Here is a 23215-nt window from a genome sequence, read left to right as displayed (position 1 = left end):
ATTACTTGGCCTCCGCTTCAAAGTTGATTTCCTGGCCGGGCTTCAGGCAGACGTACGCCTTCTTCACGTCCTTGCGCTTGCCCATGAAGCGGCCAAAGCGCTTGGCTTTGCCCTTCGAGACCAGCACGTTGACGGAATTGACTTCCACCTTGAACAGCAGCTCGACTGCAGCTTTCACTTCCTGCTTCGTGGCATCGGGCGCGACTTCGAACACAACCTGCTCGTTCTTGTCGGCCACCAGCGTCGCCTTTTCGGAGATCACCGGCGCGAGCAGGACCTGCATCAAACGATGATCGTTCTTGCGAATCTCGCTCATGACAGCAACTCCTCGATCTGGGCGACCGCAGCCTTCGTGATCAGGATCTTCTTGAAGTAGATCAGCGACAGCGGGTCGGCGTAACGCGGCTCGACAACCGCCACATGGGCGAGATTGCGCGACGCGAGGTACAGGTTTTCGTCAACCGTGTCGGTAATCACCAGCACGGAGTCGAGACCCATCGCCTTGAATTTTTCGGCCAGCAGCTTCGTCTTCGGCGCTTCGAGCGTCAGCTCGTCGACCACCGAGATGCGGCCTTCGCGAGCCAGCTGCGAGAAGATCGAGCAGAGACCTGCGCGATGCATCTTCTTGTTGACCTTGTGCGAAAAGTTTTCTTCCGGCGAATTCGGGAAGATCCGGCCACCGCCGCGCCACAACGGGCTCGACGACATACCGGCACGGGCGCGGCCCGTACCCTTCTGGCGCCACGGCTTCTTGGTCGTGTGCTTGACTTGCTCACGGTCCTTCTGCGCGCGGTTGCCGCTACGGGCATTCGCTTGATACGCCACCACAACCTGGTGAATCAGGGCTTCGTTGTAATCGCGGCCGAACACTACGTCCGACGCGCTAACGCCTGCACCTTCCTGACCATTGGCATTCAGGAGCTTAAGTTCCATTATTTCGCTCCTTTCACGGCACGCGTCTTCACGGCCGGCGTAACGAATACCTTGCCACCCTTCGCACCCGGAACGGCGCCCTTGACCAGCAACAGCTTGCGGTCAGCGTCGATACGAGCGATTTCGAGGTTTTGCACGGTTACCGTATCGTCACCCATGTGACCGGTCATGCGCTTACCCGGGAAAACACGACCCGGATCCTGCGCCATACCGATCGAACCCGGCACGTTGTGCGAGCGCGAGTTACCGTGCGATGCACGGCCGGATGCGAAGTTGTAACGCTTGATGGTACCGGCGTAGCCCTTACCGATCGACACGCCTTGCACGTCGACCTTCTGGCCTACTTCGAACAGGTCGGGACCGACCACGGTGCCGTTCGACAACTCGGCAGCCTTGGCAGCATCGATCTGGAATTCTTTGAGGATTTCACCGGCTTGAACACCGGCTTTGGCGAGATGACCGGCCAACGGCTTCGTCACACGCGATGCACGGCGCGTACCGAATGCAACCTGCACGGCCGTGTAGCCGTCGGTTTCAACAGTCTTGATCTGCGTCACGCGGTTGTCGGACACGTCCAGCACGGTAACGGGAATCGAATCCCCTTCTGCCGTGAAGATACGGGTCATGCCAACCTTGCGACCTACGAGTCCAAGGCTCATCGTTTTCTCCATTCCCGACTGCGATTGGTCGGGGCTAATTTACAAAATGCCGGTGCCGTTTCGGGCATGAAATCATGCTGCAGCACACCGACTTTTTTGCGCAAATGCGCGAAAAGCCCACTATTATAGCGAGACTTTTCGTTTTCCGCAAGCAATCAATGACTTAGCGCTGCCCGGCACGCCAGGCAACCTTTGGAAGCCTTATTGCAGCTTGATTTCCACGTCCACGCCAGCCGGCAGGTCCAGCTTCATCAGTGCGTCAACGGTCTTGTCCGTCGGATCGACGATGTCCATCAGACGTTGGTGCGTACGGATTTCGAGCTGATCGCGCGACGTCTTGTTGACGTGCGGCGAACGCAGGATGTCGAAACGTTGAATGCGGGTCGGCAGGGGCACCGGACCACGAACGATTGCGCCAGTCCGCTTTGCCGTGTCGACGATTTCAGCTGCCGATTGATCGATCAGGCGATAGTCGAAAGCCTTCAGGCGAATGCGGATTTTCTGGTTCTGCATGACAATTCCTTGGAAAGAGCGAGGCGGTATTGCGCCGCCAGATAGTAAAAGAACGTAGAGCCGGGCACCTGCTGTGGCGCTGGCGCCCGGCTCCGGGCACCACTTACTGCAACTTCAACCCTCGATTTTACTCGAGAATCTTGGCAACCACACCTGCGCCGACCGTACGGCCGCCTTCGCGGATTGCGAAGCGCAGACCTTCTTCCATCGCGATCGGGTTGATCAGCTTCACCGTGATCGACACGTTGTCGCCCGGCATGACCATTTCCTTGTCCTTCGGCAACTCGATCGAGCCCGTCACGTCCGTTGTACGGAAGTAGAACTGCGGACGATAGTTGTTGAAGAACGGCGTGTGGCGGCCGCCTTCGTCCTTGCTCAGCACGTACACTTCAGCCGTGAAGTGCGTGTGCGGGTTGATCGAACCCGGCTTCGCCAGAACCTGGCCACGCTCCACGTCTTCACGCTTCGTGCCGCGCAGCAGGATACCCACGTTGTCGCCTGCCTGACCCTGGTCGAGCAGCTTGCGGAACATTTCCACGCCCGTGCAGGTCGTCTTCACCGTCGGCTTGATACCGACGATTTCGATTTCCTCGCCAACCTTCACGACGCCGCGCTCAACGCGACCCGTCACCACCGTGCCGCGACCCGAGATCGAGAACACGTCTTCCACCGGCATCAGGAACGCACCGTCAACTGCGCGCTCCGGCGTCGGGATGTACGTGTCCAGCGCGTCGGCCAGGTTCATGATCGCCACTTCGCCCAGCTCGCCCGTGTCGCCTTCCAGCGCCAGCTTGGCCGAACCCTTGATGATCGGCGTGTCGTCGCCCGGGAAGTCGTACTTCGACAGAAGTTCGCGAACTTCCATCTCGACGAGTTCCAGCAGCTCAGCGTCGTCCACCATGTCGCACTTGTTCAGGAACACGATGATGTACGGAACGCCAACCTGACGCGCCAGCAGGATGTGCTCACGCGTTTGCGGCATCGGGCCGTCTGCAGCCGAGCACACCAGGATCGCGCCGTCCATCTGCGCTGCGCCCGTGATCATGTTCTTCACATAGTCAGCGTGGCCCGGGCAGTCGACGTGTGCGTAGTGGCGGTTAGCCGTTTCGTACTCGACGTGCGCCGTGTTGATCGTGATACCACGTGCCTTTTCTTCCGGCGCCGCGTCGATCTGGTCGTATGCCTTTGCTTCGCCGCCAAACTTCTTGGTCAGCACCGTCGTGATCGCTGCCGTCAGCGTGGTCTTGCCGTGGTCAACGTGACCGATCGTGCCGACGTTCACGTGCGGCTTGGTCCGTTCGAATTTACCTTTAGCCATGTTTCTCTTCTTTCAAAAAGTTAATCGTTGAATGACTTGCCGCGCGATTACTTCGACTTGGCGTTGATGATCGCTTCCGACACGTTACGCGGTGCTTCGGAGTAGTGCTTGAACTCCATCGTGTACGTTGCACGACCTTGGCTCAGCGAGCGCAGCGAGGTCGAGTAGCCGAACATTTCCGACAGCGGGACTTCGGCGCGAACGATCTTGCCGCCGCCAATCATGTCTTCCATGCCCTGAACAATACCGCGACGGCCCGACAGATCGCCCATCACGTTGCCCATGTAGTCTTCCGGCGTTTCGACTTCGACGGCCATCATCGGTTCGAGGATGACCGGCTGAGCCTTGCGCATTGCTTCCTTGAACGCCATCGAACCGGCCATGCGGAACGCGTTTTCGTTCGAGTCAACATCGTGGTACGAACCGAACGTCAGGTGAACCTTCACGTCAACGACCGGGAAGCCTGCCAGCACGCCAGCCTTCAGCGTTTCCTGGATACCCTTGTCGACTGCCGGGATGTATTCACGCGGAATCACACCGCCCTTGATTTCGTCCAGGAACTCGTAGCCCTTGCCCTGCTCATTCGGCTCGAGCGTGATGACCGCGTGACCGTACTGGCCGCGACCACCCGACTGCTTGACGAACTTGCCGTCAACGTCTTCCGCCTTGCCGCGGATCGTTTCACGATACGCCACTTGCGGCTTGCCGACGGTTGCTTCGACGCCGAATTCACGCTTCATCCGGTCAACCAGAATTTCGAGGTGGAGCTCGCCCATGCCCGAAATAATGGTTTGACCCGATTCTTCGTCCGTTTGAACGCGGAACGACGGATCTTCCTGAGCCAGACGGTTCAGGGCCAGACCCATCTTTTCCTGGTCCGGCTTCGTCTTCGGCTCAACTGCCTGCGAAATCACCGGTTCCGGGAAAATCATGCGTTCCAGCACGATCGGGTGCAGCGGATCGCACAGCGTGTCGCCCGTGGTTGCGTCTTTCAGGCCAACTGCCGCAGCGATGTCGCCCGCGTGCACTTCCTTGATTTCTTCACGCTGGTTTGCGTGCATCAGCAGAATACGGCCGAGACGTTCCTTCTTGTCCTTGGTCGCGTTCAGCAGCGTGTCGCCCGACTTCGTCGTGCCGGAGTACACACGGAAGAAAATCAGCTGGCCGACAAACGGGTCGGTCATGATCTTGAATGCGAGGGACGAGAACTTCTCGTCGTCAGCTGCGCGACGCTCAGCCTTTTCACCGTTTTCGAGTTCACCCGTAACCGGCGGAATGTCGATCGGCGACGGCAGGAAGTCGAGCACGGCGTCCAGCATCCGTTGCACGCCCTTGTTCTTGAACGCGGTACCGCACAGCATCGGCTGGATTTCGCAAGCGATCGTACGGTCGCGCAGACCCTTAACGATTTCCGCTTCCGTCAACTCGCCTTCTTCGAGGTACTTGTTCATCAGGTCTTCGCTCGACTCAGCAGCGGCTTCGACCATCTTCTCGCGCCATTCGTTGCACGTGTCGACGAGTTCTGCCGGGATGTCTTCGTACGAGAACTTCGTGCCTTGGGACGCTTCGTCCCAAATGATCGCTTTCATCTTCAGCAGATCGACCACGCCCGTGAACGTTTCTTCAGCGCCGATAGGCACCACGACCGGAACCGGGTTCGCCTTCAGACGCAGCTTGAGCTGGTCGTAGACCTTGAAGAAGTTCGCGCCGGTACGGTCCATCTTGTTGATGAACGCGAGACGGGGAACCTTGTACTTGTTAGCTTGACGCCACACGGTTTCCGACTGCGGCTGCACGCCGCCCACTGCGCAATACACCATGCACGCACCGTCGAGCACGCGCATCGAGCGTTCAACTTCAATCGTGAAGTCAACGTGGCCCGGGGTGTCGATGATGTTGATGCGGTGCTCGGCGCGATCGCCGGCCATGCCTTTCCAGAATGCCGTGGTAGCAGCGGACGTGATCGTGATGCCGCGTTCCTGCTCCTGCTCCATCCAGTCCATGGTGGCAGCGCCGTCGTGAACTTCACCAATCTTGTGGTTCACGCCGGTGTAGAACAGGATGCGCTCGGTCGTCGTCGTTTTGCCGGCGTCGATGTGAGCGCTAATACCGATGTTACGGTAGCGCTCGATAGGTGTCTTGCGAGCCACTTTGATCCTCTATTGGGATGACGCGATGCGAGAAAATACCCATCGCGCTGTAACACAAACGGGCGAGGCGCTTTGTAAGCGCACCCGCCCGGAATTTCTTTCCGCTTTTTCTGCTAAACCCGGGTCCGGGAAGCTTAGAAACGGAAGTGCGAGAACGCCTTGTTGGCTTCTGCCATCCGGTGAACTTCGTCGCGCTTCTTCATCGCGCCGCCACGGCCTTCGGCCGCTTCGGAGAGTTCACCTGCCAGACGCAGGGCCATCGACTTCTCGCTGCGCTTCTTCGCGGCTTCACGCAACCAACGCATCGCCAATGCCATACGACGCGACGGACGCACTTCGACCGGAACCTGATAGTTCGCACCACCAACGCGGCGGCTCTTAACTTCGACCACCGGCTTGACGTTGTTGAGCGCTACCGTGAACACTTCCAGCGGGTCCTTGCCACCCTTGGTCTGGATCTGTTCGAAAGCGCCGTACACGATGCGCTCAGCAACCGACTTCTTGCCGGAGAGCATCAGCACGTTCATGAACTTAGCTACATCTACGTTACCGAACTTCGGATCCGGCAACACTTCCCGCTTGGGGACTTCGCGACGACGCGGCATGTTTCTTCCTTTAACTTTTCAGTTGGAGCTGTTTATCAGCCCCGCGGCCACCAACTAACCCGATTCATCTCTAACGACTTACCAGCCCGGTCGGGTGACCACTTACTCGACAGCACCGGCGATTCCGGCACCACCGCTATTACCGCCTTTACAGGCGACCTGAAACTACACTGACCGGCTAATTACTTGCCAGCCTTGGCGCGCTTCGCACCGTACTTCGAGCGAGCCTGCTTACGATCCTTGACGCCCTGGGTATCCAGCGAGCCACGAACCATGTGGTAACGCACACCCGGCAAGTCCTTAACACGGCCGCCGCGAATCAGCACGACCGAGTGTTCCTGCAGGTTGTGGCCTTCACCACCGATGTACGAAATAACTTCGAAGCCGTTCGTCAGACGAACCTTGGCAACCTTACGGAGTGCCGAGTTAGGCTTCTTCGGCGTCGTGGTGTACACACGGGTGCACACGCCGCGACGCTGGGGGCAGTCCTGCAAAGCCGGGCTCTTGCTCTTCGTCGTTTCCGACGCGCGGCCTTTGCGAACCAGTTGATTGATGGTTGGCATTGTTTATTCCTGAAATTGAACAAAATCGACGCATCTGTTTCCGGGCAAAGCAGAAACGATTGCGCATCGAACTTCCGGACCGAGGGATCAGCGCACGAATTGACTTCGCACACAGGCATTCCAAGAACCGGAACCTAGCATAATATTCCGAAAATGCTAAGGGAGTCAACAGGTTGCGATGTTTCGCACGCCTGCCGACCTGAAATTGCGCTCGCCGGCGCTCAGTCGGCGCCGACGACTTCCAGCAACTCGTCGCCGAAACGGTCCAGTTTGCGGGCGCCCATGCCTGGAATACCGCGCAAATCCTCAATGGAATCAGGGCCGTTGCGGGCGATTTCGGCCAGCGTAGCGTCGTGGAAGATGACGTAGGCGGGCACGCCGTCGCTTTTCGCAGTCTCCGTGCGCCAGGCGCGCAGGCGCTCCCAGCGTGCACGTTCGCGCGGGCCCATGCCGATCGTCGGATCGGCGCGCTCGCTGGTGCGGCTGGAAGACTGGCGGGTACGCGTCGGCTTGACATAGCGGCGCATTGTTACGTTCTGTTCGCTCTTCAGCACCGCTTTGGCGGCTTCGGTCAGCACCAGCGAGCCGAAGCCTTCATGGTCGACAGCGAGGTAGCCAAATGCGACCAGCTGGCGAAAAATGGCGCGCCACTCCGGCTCGCCGAGCGCCGCCCCGATCCCGAAGGTTGTGAGCTTCTCGTGGCCGCGCTGCAGGATCTTCTCGCTACGGTTGCCACGCAGAATATCGATCAGATGCCCAGCACCGAAGTGAAATCCGCTCGCCCGTTGCGCGCGGAACACACATGACAGCGCCATCTGCGCCTCACGTGTCGCGTCCCAAGTATCCGGCGGCTCGATGCAGTTGTCACAGTTGCCGCACGGCTTGCTCGACTCGCCGAAATACGCGAGCAGCCGCACCCGGCGGCAGGTCGCCGCTTCGCACAACCCGAGCAATGCGTCGAGCTTGCCGGTCTGCACGCGTTTATGCGCGTCGTCGGCGTCGGACTCGTCAATCATCTTGCGCTGCTGCACGACGTCGCCCAGACCGTACGCCATCCAGGCGTTCGCCGGCATGCCGTCGCGACCAGCGCGGCCGGTTTCCTGGTAGTAACCTTCGACACTCTTCGGTAAATCAAGGTGAGCCACGAAGCGCACGTCCGGCTTGTCGATCCCCATGCCGAATGCGATCGTCGCGCACATCACGATGCCCTCCTCGCGCTGGAACATCTCCTGATGCTTCTGGCGGATTTCGAACTCCATGCCGGCGTGGTAAGGCAACGCGCGCATTCCCTTCTCTTTCAGCCACTCCGCGGTTTCTTCGACCTTGCGACGCGACAGGCAATAGACAACGCCTGCGTCGGTCGTGCCGTCCGGTTTCGAGTGTTCGGCGCGAATGAAGTCGAGCAATTGCGTGCGCGCATTGTCCTTTTCGACGATGCGATAGCGGATGTTGGGGCGATCGAAACTGGAGACGAAGATGCGCGCGTCATCGAGTGCGAGACGGTGGATGATTTCGTCGCGCGTGATCGCGTCGGCGGTTGCGGTGAGCGCGATGCGCGGCACGTTCGGAAAGCGCTCGTGCAGCACCGACAGCTGAATATATTCAGGACGGAAATCGTGCCCCCATTGCGACACGCAATGCGCTTCGTCGATAGCGAACAGCCCGATGCGCGTGCGCTCGAGCAACTCCTGGAAACGAGGCGTCATCAGCCGTTCCGGCGCCACGTACAGCAAATCGATTTCGCCTTCGCGCAGCGCACGCTCGGTGGCCATCGCTTCGGCGCTCGACAGCGTCGAGTTCAAATATGCGGCTCTAACGCCGACTTCCTTCAGTGCAGCGACCTGGTCCTGCATCAGTGCGATCAGCGGGGACACCACGATCCCCGCTCCGCAGCCCGCTTCGCGGCGCACCAACGATGGGATCTGATAGCACAACGATTTGCCGCCGCCCGTTGGCATCAGCACGAGACAATCGCCGCCGCCGGCGACGTGTTCGACAATTTCGCCCTGCTGTCCTCGGAATGCGGGGTAGCCAAAAACTTCGTTGAGGATTTCGAGCGGACGGGACATGAATTGGAGAGAAGCAGCGTGATGCCGGTGACACGAATTTTACCAACGCATTCGTGCTGCGCCTGCGCTTTGCGACAACGTTAGCCGTTCGGCCGACGAATCCGCAAAAAACGCACAAAATGAGGCGCCCGCGGTACGTGGGACAGGAGCAAGTGCTAAAGCACGAACTCCTGCCGACAAAAAAAAACCGCTCAGTCGAAACTGAGCGGCTTCGCTGGCTGGTGAGCCCAAGCGGCTTGCGCCGCCCGGACTTACTCGCCTGAGTGCTGCTGTTCGGCAGCCGGGGTTTCCGGCGTACCGAATTCGAACGACTCTTCCGCTGCGATCTGATCGAAACGCTCGCGGTCGGACAGTTCCTTGCTCTTGCGTGCCTTGTGGAACGCGAGACCCGTACCAGCCGGAATCAGACGACCAACGATCACGTTTTCCTTCAGCCCGCGCAGATCGTCGCGCTTGCCCATGATCGCCGCTTCGGTCAACACGCGGGTCGTTTCCTGGAACGACGCAGCGGAGATGAACGAATCGGTCGACAGCGATGCCTTCGTAATACCGAGCAGCACGTTGTCGTAGGTTGCCGGGATCTTGCCTTCCGCAGCCATCCGGTCGTTTTCGTCGAGCATATCCGAGCGCTCGACCTGTTCGCCCATGATGAAGCGCGTGTCACCGTTATCGACGATCTGCACGCGGCGCAGCATCTGACGGACGATCACTTCAATGTGCTTGTCATTGATCTTCACGCCCTGCAGACGATACACGTCCTGCACTTCGTCAACGATGTAGCGCGCCAGCGCTTCGACGCCCTGCAAACGCAGAATGTCGTGCGGATCAGCCGGACCGTCGACAATCATTTCGCCCTTGTTGACGACCTGACCATCGTGCACCAGAACCTGCTTTTCCTTCGCGATCAGGAACTCGTGCTGATTGCCTTCGAGGTCCGTGATAACGAGACGCTGCTTGCCCTTCGTGTCCTTACCGAACGACGTCGTGCCCGTGACTTCCGCCAGAATACCGGCGTCCTTCGGCGAGCGCGCTTCGAACAGTTCGGCCACACGCGGCAGACCACCGGTAATGTCGCGAGTCTTTTGCGATTCAACCGGGATACGTGCCAGCACTTCACCGACCTGCACTTGCTGACCGTCCTTCACGGTGATCAGAGCGCCGACCTGGAAGCCGATCTGCACCGAGTGCTCGGTGTTCGGGATCTTGACTTCTTCGCCGTTCGCGTCGAGCAGCTTGACCTGCGGACGCACCGTCTTCGACGCTTGCGAACCGCGGCGCTTCACGTCGATCACGACCAGCGTCGAGAGACCCGTCACATCGTCGATCTGCTTGGCAACCGTCACGCCTTCTTCGACGTTTTCGAACTTCACCGTACCACCGTACTCGGTGATGATCGGACGCGTCATCGGATCCCACGTCGCCAGTTGCGTGCCGGCCTTGATCTGCGCGCCGTCCAGTTGCAACAGCGTCGCGCCGTACGGCACCTTGTGACGTTCACGCTCGCGGCCGTGGTCGTCGGTGATCATCGCTTCGCCCGAACGCGAGATGACGATCTGCTCGCCCTTCGCGTTGGTGACGTAACGCATGGTCGCCGTGAAACGAACCGTACCGTTCGACTTGGCTTCAACCGACGAAGCCACTGCTGCACGCGATGCCGCACCACCGATGTGGAACGTACGCATCGTGAGCTGCGTGCCCGGTTCACCGATCGACTGAGCAGCGATCACGCCAACTGCTTCACCAACGTTGACCGACGAGCCACGACCCAGGTCGCGGCCATAGCAGGCTGCGCACAGACCGTAACGCGTTTCGCAAGTCAGCGGCGTACGCACGCGCACTTCGTCGATGCCGAGGCGTTCGATTTCTTCGACCGCGTCTTCGTCGAGCAACGTGCCCGTTTCGTACAGCGTTTCCTGCGTTTCCGGGTTGACGACGTCAGCCACCGTCACGCGACCGAGGATACGGTCACGCAGCGCTTCGACGACTTCACCGCCTTCGACCAACGCCTTCATGGCGACGCCGTTGGACGTACCGCAATCGTCTTCGACCACCACCAGATCCTGCGTCACGTCGACGAGACGACGCGTCAGGTAACCCGAGTTTGCCGTCTTCAGTGCCGTATCAGCCAGACCCTTACGTGCACCGTGGGTCGAGATGAAGTACTGCAACACGTTCAGGCCTTCACGGAAGTTCGCCGTAATCGGCGTCTCGATGATCGAGCCGTCCGGCTTCGCCATCAGGCCACGCATACCGGCCAGCTGACGAATCTGAACTGCGGAACCACGAGCACCCGAGTCAGCCATCATGTAGATGGAGTTGAACGACTCCTGACGCGTTTCGTTGCCGTCGCGATCGACCACCGGTTCCGTCGACAGCTGCTCCATCATCGCCTTGCCGACCGCTTCCGACGTTGCCGACCAGATGTCGACCACGTTGTTATAGCGTTCTTGCGACGTGACGAGACCCGACATGTATTGACGGTCGTATTCCTTCACCTTCTTCGCTGCGTCGCCGACGATCTGTTCTTTCTGCGGCGGCACGAGCATGTCGTCCACGCAAATCGAAATACCGGCGCGCGTTGCCAGACGGAAACCCGACTGCATCAACTGGTCGGCGAAAATCACCGTTTCACGCAGACCGCACTTGCGGAATGCGGTGTTGATGAGGCGCGAAATTTCCTTCTTCTTCAGCGGCTTGTTCAGCACCGAGAACGGCAGGCCCGGCGGAAGGATTTCCGACAGGATTGCGCGGCCGACGGTCGTCGCGTACAGCGAGATCTTCGGCACGAATGCCGGTGCGCCTTCCGACTTGTCTTCGTTGTGGACCATTTCCGTGATCCGCACGTTGACGCGTGAGGCCAGTTCCACTTCCTTATTCTCGTAAGCACGCAGTGCTTCCGACACGCCGGTGAACGTCAGGCCTTCGCCCTTGGCGTTCACTGCTTCACGCGTCGCGTAGTACAGGCCGAGCACGATATCCTGCGACGGCACGATCGACGGATCGCCGTTAGCCGGGAACAGGATGTTGTTCGACGCCAGCATCAGCGTACGCGCTTCCATCTGCGCTTCGAGCGACAGCGGCACGTGCACAGCCATCTGGTCACCGTCGAAGTCGGCGTTGAACGCCGCGCAAACGAGCGGGTGCAGCTGGATAGCCTTACCTTCGATCAGCACCGGCTCGAAAGCCTGAATGCCAAGACGGTGCAGCGTCGGCGCACGGTTCAGCATGACCGGATGCTCGCGGATCACCTCTTCGAGGATGTCCCACACCACGGCCGTCTGGTTCTCGACTTCCTTCTTCGCAGCCTTGATGGTGGTAGCAACACCCATCACTTCGAGCTTGTTGAAGATGAACGGCTTGAACAGTTCGAGCGCCATCAGCTTCGGCAGACCGCACTGATGCAGCTTGAGCGTCGGGCCGACCACGATCACCGAACGGCCCGAGTAGTCAACGCGCTTACCGAGCAAGTTCTGACGGAAACGACCGCCCTTACCCTTGATCATGTCAGCGAGCGACTTCAGCGGACGCTTGTTCGCGCCGGTCATTGCCTTACCGCGACGACCGTTATCGAGCAGCGAATCGACGGCTTCCTGCAGCATCCGCTTTTCGTTGCGGACGATGATTTCAGGCGCCTTCAGTTCGAGCAGACGCTTCAACCGGTTGTTACGGTTGATCACGCGGCGATACAGGTCGTTCAGGTCCGACGTCGCGAAGCGGCCGCCATCCAGCGGCACCAGCGGACGCAGTTCCGGCGGCAGCACCGGCAGGACTTCGAGCACCATCCAGTCAGGCTTGATGCCCGAACGCTGGAAAGCCTCGAGCACCTTCAGGCGCTTCGCGTACTTCTTGATCTTCGCTTCCGAACCCGTGTTCTTGAGTTCGGTGCGCAGCATCTCGACCTGTTCGTCGATGTTGATCGCGCGCAGCAGTTCGCGAACGCCTTCCGCGCCCATCTCGGCACGGAATTCGTCACCGTACTCTTCGACCTTGTTGTAGTAATCCTCTTCCGTCATGATCTGCCGCGCTTTCAGCGGCGTCATGCCCGGATCGATCACCACGTATGCTTCGAAGTACAGCACGCGTTCGATGTCGCGCAGCGTCATGTCGAGCACCATGCCCAGACGCGACGGCAGCGACTTCAGGAACCAGATGTGAGCGACCGGCGAGGCCAGCTCAATGTGGCCCATCCGTTCGCGACGCACCTTCGCGAGCGTCACTTCGACGCCGCACTTTTCACAGATCACGCCACGATGCTTCAGGCGCTTGTACTTGCCGCAAAGGCATTCGTAGTCTTTGATCGGGCCGAAAATCTTCGCGCAGAACAGACCATCGCGTTCCGGCTTGAACGTCCGGTAGTTGATGGTTTCCGGCTTCTTGACTTCACCGAACGACCACGAACGGATCTTGTCTGGCGAGGCCAGACCGATCTTGATCGCGTCAAAAACTTCAGGCTGTTGGACTTGCTTGAATAGATCGAGCAGAGCTTTCATTGCTTTCTCTCCGTAGTCCGATTAGTTGCGGTCGAGGTCGATATCGATACCGAGCGAGCGGATTTCCTTCACGAGCACGTTGAAGGATTCCGGCATGCCGGCGTCGATCACGTGATCGCCCTTGACCAGGTTCTCATACACCTTGGTCCGGCCCGCCACGTCATCCGACTTCACCGTCAGCATTTCTTGCAACACGTACGATGCGCCGTACGCTTCGAGCGCCCACACTTCCATTTCACCGAAACGCTGGCCACCGAACTGCGCCTTACCGCCCAACGGCTGCTGCGTCACGAGCGAGTACGGGCCCGTGGAACGCGCGTGCATCTTGTCGTCGACCAGGTGGTGCAGCTTCAGGTAGTGCATGTAACCGACAGTCACCGTACGTTCGAACATCTCACCCGTGCGGCCGTCATACAGACGCACCTGGTTCTTCGACGGCGTCATGCCGAGGTTCTTCGCGATGTCGTCCGGGAATGCCAGATCCAGCGCGCGCGACATTTCTTCTTCCGTCGCACCGTCGAACACCGGCGTGGCAAACGGAACGCCTTCGCGCAGGTTCTTCGCCAGTTCGACGATTTCGTCGTCCGTGAAGCTGTCCAGCTCTTCAGCGCGGCCCGACTCGTTGTAGATCTTGGTCAGGAATTCGCGGAGTTCAGCGATCTTCGCCTGACGTTGCAGCATTTCTGCAATACGCCAGCCGAGACCCTTCGCGGCCCAACCCAGATGCACTTCGAGAACCTGACCCACGTTCATCCGCGACGGCACGCCGAGCGGGTTCAGAACGACGTCAGCCGGACGGCCATCGGCCATGTACGGCATGTCTTCGATCGGAACTATCTTCGACACCACACCCTTGTTACCGTGACGGCCGGCCATCTTGTCGCCGGGCTGCAGACGACGCTTCACAGCCAGATACACCTTGACCATCTTCAGCACGCCCGGCGGCAGTTCGTCGCCTTGCGTGAGCTTCTTGCGCTTTTCTTCGAACGCCAGATCGAACTGGTGACGCTTCTGTTCGATCGAGTCCTTGATCGCTTCGAGCTGTGCCGCTGCTTCTTCGTCCGCGAGGCGGATGTCGAACCAATGGTAGTGGTCGAGATCTTCCAGGTAAGCCTGTTCGATCTTCGTACCCTTCGCGAGCTTCTTCGGACCGCCGTTCGCGACCTTGCCGGTCAGCATACGTGCGAGACGCTGGAATGCATCGCCTTCAACGATACGCAGCTGGTCGTTCAGGTCGAGGCGATAACGCTTCAGTTCATCGTCGATGATCTGTTGCGCACGCTTGTCGCGCTGAATGCCTTCACGCGTGAACACTTGCACGTCGATGACCGTGCCGCTCATGCCCGACGGCACGCGCAGCGACGTATCCTTCACGTCCGAAGCCTTTTCACCGAAGATCGCGCGCAGCAGCTTTTCTTCCGGCGTCAGCTGGGTTTCGCCCTTCGGCGTGACCTTACCGACCAGCACGTCGCCTGCTTCGACTTCGGCGCCGATGTAGACGATGCCCGACTCATCGAGACGGCCGAGTTGCACTTCAGCCAGGTTCGAGATGTCGCGCGTGATTTCTTCCGGTCCGAGCTTCGTATCGCGAGCTACGACGTTCAGTTCTTCGATGTGGATCGACGTGTAACGGTCGTCAGCAACCACCTTCTCCGAGATCAAGATCGAATCTTCGAAGTTGTAGCCGTTCCACGGCATGAACGCGACCAGCATGTTCTGGCCGAGAGCCAGTTCGCCGAGGTCGGTCGATGCACCGTCAGCCAGCACGTCGCCACGCGACACGATATCGCCGACCTTCACGATCGGGCGCTGGTTGATGTTCGTGTTCTGGTTCGAACGCGTGTACTTGATCAGGTTGTAGATGTCCACGCCGACGTCGCCAGCAACGGCTTCATCGTCGTTCACGCGGATCACCATACGGCCTGCGTCGACGTAATCGACCACGCCACCGCGGAATGCCTGAACCGTCGTACCCGAGTCGACTGCCACCGTGCGTTCGATACCCGTACCGACCACGGCCTTTTCAGGACGCAGACACGGCACAGCCTGACGCTGCATGTTCGAACCCATCAATGCGCGGTTCGCGTCATCGTGCTCGAGGAACGGAATCAGCGAAGCTGCGACCGAGACGATCTGCGACGGCGCCACGTCCATGTACTGGATGCGGTCCGGCGTAACCATCAGCGTTTCGCCTGCTTCACGCGACGACACCAGTTCGTCAGTCAGCGAGCCATCAGCAGCCACCGCCGCGTTCGCCTGAGCGATCACGTAACGGCCTTCTTCGATCGCCGACAGGTAGTCGATCTGATCGGTCACCTTGCTGTCCACAACCTTGCGATACGGCGTTTCGAGGAAGCCGTATTCGTTCAGGTGCGCGTACAGTGCGAGCGAGTTGATCAGGCCGATGTTCGGACCTTCCGGCGTTTCAATCGGGCACACACGGCCATAGTGGGTCGGGTGCACGTCGCGAACTTCAAAGCCGGCGCGCTCACGCGTCAAACCGCCCGGACCAAGTGCCGAGACACGGCGCTTGTGGGTGATTTCCGACAGCGGGTTGGTCTGGTCCATAAACTGCGACAGCTGCGACGAACCGAAGAACTCGCGAATCGCCGACGAAATCGGCTTCGAGTTGATCAGGTCGTGCGGCATCAGGTTTTCGCTTTCGGCCTGGCCGAGGCGTTCCTTCACAGCACGTTCGACACGCACGAGACCTGCGCGGAACTGGTTTTCCGCCAGTTCGCCGACGCAACGCACACGACGATTGCCCAAGTGGTCGATGTCGTCCACTTCGCCCTTGCCGTTACGCAGCTCGACCAGGATCTTGATCGTGGCGAGGATGTCGTCGTCTTGCAGCGTCATCGGGCCGACGATTTCGTCGCGACCGACACGGCGGTTGAACTTCATACGACCCACCTTGGACAGGTCGTATGCGTCTTCGCTGTAGAACAGACGGTTGAACAGCGCCTCGACCGCTTCTTCGGTCGGCGGTTCGCCCGGACGCATCATGCGGTAGATCGCAATGCGTGCAGCCATCTTGTCCGCGGTTTCGTCGATACGCAGCGTCGACGAGATGTACGGACCTTGATCCAGATCGTTCGTGTAGAGCGTCTGGATGTCTTTGATCTTCGATTCGCGGAGCTTTTCGAGGACGGTTTCGGTGATTTCGTCGTTCGCGTTAGCGATGACTTCACCCGTGTCGCCGTCGACGACGTTCTTCGCGAGCACGCGGCCGAGCAGATAGTCTTCCGGCACCGAGATGAACTTCGTCTTCGCGTTGTCGAGATCGCGAATGTGCTTGGCGTTGATCCGCTTGTCCTTCTGGACGATCACGTTGCCATCACGATCAGTGATGTCAAAGCGCGCGACTTCACCACGCAGACGCTCCGGCACGAATTCCATCTGCGCGCCTTCCGGCATCAGCGTGAAATTGTCGAACACGAAGAAGTTTGCGAGGATCTGTTCCGGCGTCAGGCCAATCGCCTTCAGCAGGATCGTGACCGGCATCTTGCGACGGCGGTCAACGCGGAAGTACAGCACGTCCTTCGGATCGAATTCGAAGTCGAGCCACGAACCGCGGTAAGGAATGATACGGGCCGAGAACAGGAGCTTGCCCGAGCTGTGCGTCTTGCCCTTGTCGTGTTCGAAGAACACGCCCGGCGAACGATGCAGCTGCGAAACGATCACACGTTCCGTGCCGTTGATGACGAACGAACCCGTCGGCGTCATGAGCGGAATTTCGCCCATGTACACTTCCTGTTCCTTCACTTCCTTGACGACCGGCTTGCTCGGCGATTCCTTGTCGAGCAGCACCAGGCGCACTTTCGCGCGCAGTGCGGAGCAGTACGTCAAACCGCGCTGCTGACATTCCTTGATGTTGAATGCCGGCGGCGACAGCATGTAGCTGACGAACTCGAGACGCGCAAAACCGTTGTGCGAAACGATCGGGAAAACGGATGTAAACGCAGCCTGCAGGCCTTCCGGCTTGCGTTGCGTGGACGACGTGTCTGCTTGCAGAAACGTGCTGAATGATTCAAGCTGGGTAGCCAGCAGGAAAGGTACTTGGTGAACGATGGGGCGCTTCGCAAAACTCTTGCGAATGCGCTTCTTCTCGGTGAAGGAATATTGCATACGATCTCCGAATCACGGCGGGCATTGTTGTCGAGGCAGGATACCTTGATGAGACAACCCGAGTGTTCACCGACTGAGACCCGATGGCCGTCCGATGGCTTGAACGAGCCTAGAAGCTTGGTGGTTGGCCGCTACCAACCGCTGGCTGACGGCAGCGGATGCCTATGTTGCCCGCTACCCGACCAAACTTGCCTTCTGCAGTCGCTTCAGAAGACAAAGAGAAGCGCCGGTCGATATTGCCGATAGGCGATTTTCTTTGGCTTCTGGGATCCCTGTTCTTGCCGAAACTGGCTGACAAAAACATGGTTCCCACAAAGCACAAAAAGGCCGGCGGTGGAAAACCGCCAGCCTTCGCACAACGCGCCGAAACTTACTTGATTTCAGCCTTCGCGCCGGCTTCTTCCAACTTCTTCTTGGCTTCTTCAGCAGCAGCCTTCGGTACCGATTCCTTAACAGGCTTCGGTGCACCGTCGACCAGGTCCTTCGCTTCCTTCAGGCCGAGACCCGTCAGTTCACGAACAGCCTTAATGACCGAAACCTTGTTCGCGCCGACTTCCGTCAGGTTGACCGTGAATTCGGTTTGCTCTTCAGCAGCAGCAGCAGCGCCGCCGCCTGCCGGGCCTGCCACTGCAACAGCAGCTGCCGACACGCCAAACTTTTCTTCGAACGCCTTAACCAGCTCGTTCAGTTCCAGAACCGACATCGAGCTTACTGCCTCGAGGATGTCATCTTTTGCGATTGCCATTTGAAATACTCCTAAATTGAATTCGGATACAGCCAGCGATCAATCACGCTCGACTGAAGTGCGTTAAGCAGCAGCTTCTTCGCCTTGTTTCTTTTCTGCCAGCGCGGCCAGAGCGCGCGCAAAGCCGGAAACAGGTGCTTGCATAACGTACAACAGCTTGGAGAGCAGTTCTTCGCGGCTCGGGATGTTTGCCAGCGCTTGCACGCCAGCCTTGTCCATCACCTTGCCTTCGTAGGAACCAGCCTTGATGATCAACTTGTCATTGCTCTTGCCGAAGTCGTTGACGACCTTAGCAGCAGCAATAGCATCTTCCGAGATGCCGTAGATCAGGGGACCGGTCATCTGCTCTGCCAAAGAAGCAAACGGGGTACCTTCGACAGCGCGACGCGCCAACGTGTTTTTCAACACGCGAAGGTAAACCTGTTGCTCACGCGCTTTCGCGCGCAGCTTGGTCAGATCGCCAACCGTGATCCCACGATACTCAGCCAGAACCACGGTCTGGGCTTTCGCGACTTGCGCGGCAACCTCAGCGACGACGGCCTGCTTGCTTTCTTTATTGAGTGGCACGGTTAACCTCCAGATTCGATACACGCAGCGTGCGCCTTGTGTACCGCGTTCAATAACGGCGTCCGACCAGTCAGGAGTATTTCGACCGCCTGAAACCCACATCGCTGCGAATCTCAACCAGCTTCATCACTACAAAACCTTTTCGGGTTCGCCATCTGCGTTGGCTTTGCATTAAGGGTTCGCCTACCTGCTGCGTTCCCGCCAACGGTCTTTGACAACCGGTCGCTCAATGCAGACTGCCATCTTGCGACCGCCCAAAGCCCATAAAACCGCCTCGACTCACATCGAGGCGATGAAATTTATTACTGTGCTGCGAGCGATGCCTGGTCGACGCGAACGCCAACGCCCATCGTGCTCGACAGTGCAACCTTACGCAGGTAGACACCCTTGCTCGTTGCCGGCTTCGCCTTTTGCAGCGCGTCGACGAGAGCGTTCAGGTTGCTGCGCAGAGCCGTCGGCTCGAACGAAGCACGGCCAATCGTGGCGTGGATGATACCGGCCTTGTCGACACGGAATTGCACCTGACCAGCCTTGGCGTTCTTGACTGCAGTCGCGACGTCCGGCGTAACCGTGCCAACCTTCGGGTTCGGCATCAGGCCGCGCGGGCCGAGGATCTGACCAAGCGTACCGACAACGCGCATCGTGTCCGGCGAAGCGATCACGATATCGAAGTCCAGCTTACCAGCCTTGACTTGTTCAGCCAGGTCTTCCATACCGACGACTTCTGCGCCAGCTGCACGAGCTTGCTCAGCCTTTTCGCCTTGTGCAAACACAGCCACGCGAACCGACTTACCGGTACCAGCCGGCAGCACGACCGAGCCACGAACAACTTGGTCCGACTTCTTCGCGTCGATGCCGAGTTGCACTGCAACGTCGATCGACTCGTCGAACTTCGCGCTTGCGCATTCCTTCACGAGCGACAGAGCTTCGTCGATCGCGTACAGCTTTTGACGATCAACCTTGGCTGCAAATGCTTGCAGACGTTTTGAAAGCTTAGCCATTTACACGCCCTCCACGGTGATGCCCATCGAGCGGGCGCTACCAGCGATCGTACGAACCGCTGCGTCCAGATCAGCTGCCGTCAGATCGGGCATCTTGGTCTTGGCGATGTCTTCAGCTTGAGCGCGGGTGATCTTGCCGACCTTGTCGGTGTGCGGCTTGGCCGAACCCTTGTCGATCTTCGCTGCCTTCTTGATCAGAACCGTAGCCGGCGGCGTCTTCAGAACGAACGTGAAGCTCTTGTCCGCGAACGCGGTGATCACGACCGGAATCGGCAGACCCGGTTCCATAGCTTGAGTCTGCGCGTTGAACGCCTTGCAGAACTCCATGATGTTCAGGCCGCGCTGGCCCAGTGCCGGACCGACCGGCGGCGACGGGTTGGCTTTACCTGCAGGAATCTGCAGCTTGATAAAGCCGATGATTTTCTTTGCCATTTTGAAAACCTCTTAGGAACGCCGCCCTAGTACAAGCGGACATTCAGTGAGTAGTAACGCGCGTTCGCCGAAAAACAGACTACTTACGCTCCTCAACGGCCATTACGCGGACCGTAAGCGCGAAATACGGAACGCACCGACCGGTGCGCCCCGTAGAATTTTGGATTACAACTTTTCGACCTGGCCGAATTCCAGCTCGACCGGCGTTGCGCGGCCGAAGATTGTAACGGAAACACGGACGCGCGACTTTTCGTAGTTCACTTCCTCGACGCTGCCGTTGAAATCCGTGAACGGACCGTCCTTCACCCGCACCATCTCGCCTACTTCGAACAGGGTCTTCGGACGCGGCTTTTCCACGCCTTCCTGCATTTGCGACATGATCTTCTCGACTTCCCGCGGGGAAATCGGGCTCGGACGATTACGCGCACCGCCTACGAAACCCGTCACCTTTGCCGTGTTCTTCACGAGATGCCACGTTTCGTCCGTCATTTCCATTTCCACCAGGACATAACCCGGGAAGAAACGACGTTCGGTCACTGATTTGTGACCGCCTTTCACCTCGACCACTTCTTCAGTCGGAACGAGGATTTGACCAAACTGGTCTTGCATGCCGGCACGTTCGATGCGCTCTTGAAGCGCACGTTGCACGCTCTTCTCCATGCCGGAGTAGGCGTGCACCACGTACCAACGTTTACCGCTCGGGGATGCCGGAGTATCGCTCATATCATTTCCAACCCAGAATCACCGAGAAAATCGCCCATTCGATGGATTTATCGCTGATCCAAAGAAAGATCGCCATGACGAACACGAAGCCGAACACTACGAGCGTTGTCTGGGTGGCCTCTTTACGAGTCGGCCAGACAACCTTGCGAACTTCTTTGTACGAGTCTTTGGCGAAAGCGATGAAACCCTTGCCAGGCGCGGAGAGAAGACCGACTGCAACACCAGCGATAGCGCCAACAGCCAAGGCGGCTCCGCGGACGTACCATTCCTGGCCGCTGAGCCAGAAGAACCCCACGAACCCGGCCAAGACCAACAATACGCCCGCGACGAGCATCAGCTTGTCGCCGGATGTATTTACAGTTTCGACGGAAGGATTCGCCATAACACCTTAACGAAGCGCCATAAACGACGCGAGAGTTGGCAGGGGCAGAGGGAATCGAACCCCCAACCTTCGGTTTTGGAGACCGACGCTCTGCCAGTTGAGCTATACCCCTAAACCATTTTGGGGTTGACGACACCGCCAACCCCGAAACTACCGATCAACGAGAACTTTCTGGCGTTACTCGAGAATCTTGGCAACCACACCTGCGCCGACCGTACGGCCGCCTTCGCGGATTGCGAAGCGCAGACCTTCTTCCATCGCGATCGGGTTGATCAGCTTCACCGTGATCGACACGTTGTCGCCCGGCATGACCATTTCCTTGTCCTTCGGCAACTCGATCGAGCCCGTCACGTCCGTTGTACGGAAGTAGAACTGCGGACGATAGTTGTTGAAGAACGGCGTGTGGCGGCCGCCTTCGTCCTTGCTCAGCACGTACACTTCAGCCGTGAAGTGCGTGTGCGGGTTGATCGAACCCGGCTTCGCCAGAACCTGGCCACGCTCCACGTCTTCACGCTTCGTGCCGCGCAGCAGGATACCCACGTTGTCGCCTGCCTGACCCTGGTCGAGCAGCTTGCGGAACATTTCCACGCCCGTGCAGGTCGTCTTCACCGTCGGCTTGATACCGACGATTTCGATTTCCTCGCCAACCTTCACGACGCCGCGCTCAACGCGACCCGTCACCACCGTGCCGCGACCCGAGATCGAGAACACGTCTTCCACCGGCATCAGGAACGCACCGTCAACTGCGCGCTCCGGCGTCGGGATGTACGTGTCCAGCGCGTCGGCCAGGTTCATGATCGCCACTTCGCCCAGCTCGCCCGTGTCGCCTTCCAGCGCCAGCTTGGCCGAACCCTTGATGATCGGCGTGTCGTCGCCCGGGAAGTCGTACTTCGACAGAAGTTCGCGAACTTCCATCTCGACGAGTTCCAGCAGCTCAGCGTCGTCCACCATGTCGCACTTGTTCAGGAACACGATGATGTACGGAACGCCAACCTGACGCGCCAGCAGGATGTGCTCACGCGTTTGCGGCATCGGGCCGTCTGCAGCCGAGCACACCAGGATCGCGCCGTCCATCTGCGCTGCGCCCGTGATCATGTTCTTCACATAGTCAGCGTGGCCCGGGCAGTCGACGTGTGCGTAGTGGCGGTTAGCCGTTTCGTACTCGACGTGCGCCGTGTTGATCGTGATACCACGTGCCTTTTCTTCCGGCGCCGCGTCGATCTGGTCGTATGCCTTTGCTTCGCCGCCAAACTTCTTGGTCAGCACCGTCGTGATCGCTGCCGTCAGCGTGGTCTTGCCGTGGTCAACGTGACCGATCGTGCCGACGTTCACGTGCGGCTTGGTCCGCTCAAACTTACCCTTGGCCATTTTCGACTCCTAAGAGGATTTATCCGTACGTTGCGCCGCGCGCAAACAATCACCGAGTACTTCTGGTGCCCATGGGCAGGATCGAACTGCCGACCTCTCCCTTACCAAGGGAGTGCTCTACCACTGAGCCACATGGGCGCTACTTCTTTGTTACTGGAGCGGGTGAAGGGAATCGAACCCTCGTCGTAAGCTTGGAAGGCTTCTGCTCTACCATTGAGCTACACCCGCAAGGATCCATGGATTCCCAACTACTGCTACAGCTTGCATTCTGGTGGAGGAGGTTGGATTCGAACCAACGTAGGCGTAAGCCAACAGATTTACAGTCTGCCCCCTTTAGCCACTCGGGCACCCCTCCGCAGAGAACTGATGATTATGAGGGAACAACCGCTTGCTGTCAAGGCTCGCTTGACCGTTCCAAACTCATAGCTCTCACTTATATGGTGATTCCAGCTCCGACCGTAAACGCAGAAACCCCACCTTTATGGGGTGGGGTTTCTGATGCTGCAGGGGAGCCTGACGATTACCTACTTTCACACGGGAATCCGCACTATCATCGGCGTGGAGTCGTT

General features: G+C 58.9%; 18 protein-coding genes and 4 tRNA genes. All 22 read right to left on the bottom strand.

All coding sequences use genetic code 11. The annotated features are described in order from the left end of the window. Position 1: 1 nt before the first annotated feature. Positions 2–316 carry a 50S ribosomal protein L23 gene (gene rplW / locus R8871_RS32385; RefSeq protein ID WP_007180135.1) on the bottom strand — a complete coding sequence of 105 codons (315 nt, stop codon included), beginning with the start codon at positions 314–316 and terminating at the stop codon, positions 2–4. After that, entirely contained in the window at positions 313–933 is a 621-nt protein-coding gene (gene rplD, locus R8871_RS32380) for a 50S ribosomal protein L4 (protein WP_007180136.1), read from the bottom strand. The genes rplW and rplD overlap by 4 nt, the downstream gene beginning before the upstream one ends. Beyond that, positions 933–1592, bottom strand: coding sequence for a 50S ribosomal protein L3 (gene rplC / locus R8871_RS32375; RefSeq protein WP_007180137.1), 660 nt, complete (start codon positions 1590–1592; stop codon positions 933–935). The genes rplD and rplC overlap by 1 nt, the downstream gene beginning before the upstream one ends. Before the next feature lie 201 nt (positions 1593–1793). Beyond that, on the bottom strand, positions 1794–2105 hold the full coding sequence (gene rpsJ / locus R8871_RS32370; RefSeq protein ID WP_006998489.1) for a 30S ribosomal protein S10: 312 nt from the start codon (positions 2103–2105) through the stop codon (positions 1794–1796). Between the two features lie 127 nt (positions 2106–2232). Continuing rightward, on the bottom strand, positions 2233–3423 hold the full coding sequence (gene tuf / locus R8871_RS32365) for an elongation factor Tu (RefSeq protein ID WP_063497539.1): 1191 nt from the start codon (positions 3421–3423) through the stop codon (positions 2233–2235). A gap of 47 nt (positions 3424–3470) precedes the next feature. Then, positions 3471–5573: an elongation factor G gene (fusA, locus tag R8871_RS32360; protein WP_175054082.1), complete on the bottom strand. Its 2103-nt coding sequence runs from the start codon at positions 5571–5573 to the stop codon at positions 3471–3473. Between the two features lie 134 nt (positions 5574–5707). Then, complete coding sequence (gene rpsG / locus R8871_RS32355; RefSeq protein ID WP_006053291.1) at positions 5708–6178, bottom strand: 30S ribosomal protein S7; 471 nt, start codon at positions 6176–6178, stop codon at positions 5708–5710. A 182-nt stretch (positions 6179–6360) separates the two neighbouring features. Further along, positions 6361–6741 carry a 30S ribosomal protein S12 gene (rpsL, locus tag R8871_RS32350; RefSeq protein WP_006998493.1) on the bottom strand — a complete coding sequence of 127 codons (381 nt, stop codon included), beginning with the start codon at positions 6739–6741 and terminating at the stop codon, positions 6361–6363. Between the two features lie 221 nt (positions 6742–6962). Next, entirely contained in the window at positions 6963–8810 is a 1848-nt protein-coding gene (gene recQ, locus R8871_RS32345; protein ID WP_093647722.1) for a DNA helicase RecQ, read from the bottom strand. A 251-nt stretch (positions 8811–9061) separates the two neighbouring features. Then, on the bottom strand, positions 9062–13300 hold the full coding sequence (gene rpoC, locus R8871_RS32340) for a DNA-directed RNA polymerase subunit beta' (RefSeq protein ID WP_175054081.1): 4239 nt from the start codon (positions 13298–13300) through the stop codon (positions 9062–9064). A gap of 21 nt (positions 13301–13321) precedes the next feature. Further along, positions 13322–17428, bottom strand: coding sequence for a DNA-directed RNA polymerase subunit beta (gene rpoB / locus R8871_RS32335; RefSeq protein ID WP_054043374.1), 4107 nt, complete (start codon positions 17426–17428; stop codon positions 13322–13324). A 370-nt stretch (positions 17429–17798) separates the two neighbouring features. Continuing rightward, on the bottom strand, positions 17799–18173 hold the full coding sequence (gene rplL / locus R8871_RS32330) for a 50S ribosomal protein L7/L12 (RefSeq protein WP_054043372.1): 375 nt from the start codon (positions 18171–18173) through the stop codon (positions 17799–17801). 63 nt (positions 18174–18236) lie between these two features. Next, a complete protein-coding gene (rplJ, locus tag R8871_RS32325) occupies positions 18237–18740 on the bottom strand; it encodes a 50S ribosomal protein L10 (protein ID WP_054043370.1) in 504 nt (167 codons plus the stop codon). A gap of 302 nt (positions 18741–19042) precedes the next feature. Then, positions 19043–19741 carry a 50S ribosomal protein L1 gene (gene rplA / locus R8871_RS32320; RefSeq protein ID WP_011490061.1) on the bottom strand — a complete coding sequence of 233 codons (699 nt, stop codon included), beginning with the start codon at positions 19739–19741 and terminating at the stop codon, positions 19043–19045. Further along, positions 19742–20173, bottom strand: coding sequence for a 50S ribosomal protein L11 (rplK, locus tag R8871_RS32315; RefSeq protein ID WP_025496715.1), 432 nt, complete (start codon positions 20171–20173; stop codon positions 19742–19744). It abuts the gene before it with no gap. A 165-nt stretch (positions 20174–20338) separates the two neighbouring features. Then, positions 20339–20896, bottom strand: coding sequence for a transcription termination/antitermination protein NusG (gene nusG, locus R8871_RS32310; protein ID WP_007180147.1), 558 nt, complete (start codon positions 20894–20896; stop codon positions 20339–20341). 1 nt (position 20897) lies between these two features. Continuing rightward, the gene (secE, locus tag R8871_RS32305) at positions 20898–21278 is read right to left on the bottom strand and encodes a preprotein translocase subunit SecE (protein WP_046567533.1); all 381 of its coding nucleotides are present in this window, start codon (positions 21276–21278) and stop codon (positions 20898–20900) included. Between the two features lie 36 nt (positions 21279–21314). After that, positions 21315–21390 (bottom strand) — tRNA-Trp (locus R8871_RS32300). Between the two features lie 65 nt (positions 21391–21455). Beyond that, positions 21456–22646, bottom strand: coding sequence for an elongation factor Tu (gene tuf / locus R8871_RS32295; RefSeq protein WP_063497539.1), 1191 nt, complete (start codon positions 22644–22646; stop codon positions 21456–21458). Positions 22647–22709: 63 nt separating this feature from the next. Then, positions 22710–22784, bottom strand: a tRNA-Thr gene (locus R8871_RS32290). 16 nt (positions 22785–22800) lie between these two features. Continuing rightward, positions 22801–22874 (bottom strand) — tRNA-Gly (locus R8871_RS32285). Positions 22875–22915: 41 nt separating this feature from the next. Beyond that, positions 22916–23001, bottom strand: a tRNA-Tyr gene (locus R8871_RS32280). Between the last annotated feature and the right edge of the window lie 214 nt (positions 23002–23215).

It is taken from the genome of Paraburkholderia sediminicola, assembly GCF_902859805.1.
Classification (GTDB): domain Bacteria; phylum Pseudomonadota; class Gammaproteobacteria; order Burkholderiales; family Burkholderiaceae; genus Paraburkholderia; species Paraburkholderia sediminicola.
The sequence above is the reverse complement of the archived record's forward strand: the minus strand, read 5'-3'. Positions and strand labels throughout refer to the sequence as shown.

Coding starts and splice junctions, on each gene's coding strand:
- rplW (WP_007180135.1), bottom strand. CDS start 316: ATGAGCGAGATTCGCAAGAACGATCATCGTTTGATGCAGGTCCTGCTC.
- rplD (WP_007180136.1), bottom strand. CDS start 933: ATGGAACTTAAGCTCCTGAATGCCAATGGTCAGGAAGGTGCAGGCGTT.
- rplC (WP_007180137.1), bottom strand. CDS start 1,592: ATGAGCCTTGGACTCGTAGGTCGCAAGGTTGGCATGACCCGTATCTTC.
- rpsJ (WP_006998489.1), bottom strand. CDS start 2,105: ATGCAGAACCAGAAAATCCGCATTCGCCTGAAGGCTTTCGACTATCGC.
- tuf (WP_063497539.1), bottom strand. CDS start 3,423: ATGGCTAAAGGTAAATTCGAACGGACCAAGCCGCACGTGAACGTCGGC.
- rpsG (WP_006053291.1), bottom strand. CDS start 6,178: ATGCCGCGTCGTCGCGAAGTCCCCAAGCGGGAAGTGTTGCCGGATCCG.
- rpsL (WP_006998493.1), bottom strand. CDS start 6,741: ATGCCAACCATCAATCAACTGGTTCGCAAAGGCCGCGCGTCGGAAACG.
- recQ (WP_093647722.1), bottom strand. CDS start 8,810: ATGTCCCGTCCGCTCGAAATCCTCAACGAAGTTTTTGGCTACCCCGCA.
- rpoC (WP_175054081.1), bottom strand. CDS start 13,300: ATGAAAGCTCTGCTCGATCTATTCAAGCAAGTCCAACAGCCTGAAGTT.
- rpoB (WP_054043374.1), bottom strand. CDS start 17,428: ATGCAATATTCCTTCACCGAGAAGAAGCGCATTCGCAAGAGTTTTGCG.
- rplL (WP_054043372.1), bottom strand. CDS start 18,173: ATGGCAATCGCAAAAGATGACATCCTCGAGGCAGTAAGCTCGATGTCG.
- rplA (WP_011490061.1), bottom strand. CDS start 19,741: ATGGCTAAGCTTTCAAAACGTCTGCAAGCATTTGCAGCCAAGGTTGAT.
- rplK (WP_025496715.1), bottom strand. CDS start 20,173: ATGGCAAAGAAAATCATCGGCTTTATCAAGCTGCAGATTCCTGCAGGT.
- nusG (WP_007180147.1), bottom strand. CDS start 20,896: ATGAGCGATACTCCGGCATCCCCGAGCGGTAAACGTTGGTACGTGGTG.
- secE (WP_046567533.1), bottom strand. CDS start 21,278: ATGGCGAATCCTTCCGTCGAAACTGTAAATACATCCGGCGACAAGCTG.
- tuf (WP_063497539.1), bottom strand. CDS start 22,646: ATGGCCAAGGGTAAGTTTGAGCGGACCAAGCCGCACGTGAACGTCGGC.